Origin of the sequence: Nocardioides sp. IC4_145, from assembly GCF_011250565.1 — a bacterium.
Lineage (GTDB): Bacteria > Actinomycetota > Actinomycetes > Propionibacteriales > Nocardioidaceae > Nocardioides.
The window spans coordinates 1-252 of sequence record NZ_JAANMS010000102.1 but is presented as its reverse complement, the minus strand read 5'-3'; the positions used below and the strand labels follow the sequence as shown (position 1 = coordinate 252).

At 77.4% G+C, this 252-nt stretch carries 1 protein-coding gene; it reads left to right on the top strand.

All coding sequences use genetic code 11. The features are described 5' to 3' along the window. Positions 1-252 (top strand): hypothetical protein (locus tag G6553_RS20795; RefSeq protein WP_207620093.1); only part of this gene is annotated, 252 nt, incomplete at both ends.

Below are 252 nucleotides of genomic sequence, written 5' to 3'. Positions count from 1 at the left end.
CCCCGCCGCTGCGCGACCTCGCCGCGAAGATCGCAGCCGAACTCCCCGAGGAGCCGGCCGCTGCCAGCACCCGCCCGGCCGACGTCGACGAGCAGATCCCCGAGGCTCGCTACCGCTCCCCGGCGCCAGGCCCAGGAACGCGCGGTCCCCGTCTCCGGCGAGCGTCCGCAGCTGAGGGTCGCCCGCTGAAGGCCCTCGTCGGCCTGGCCGCCGCTGCCATCGCCGCGTTCACCGCCGGCGGCATCACCGCAG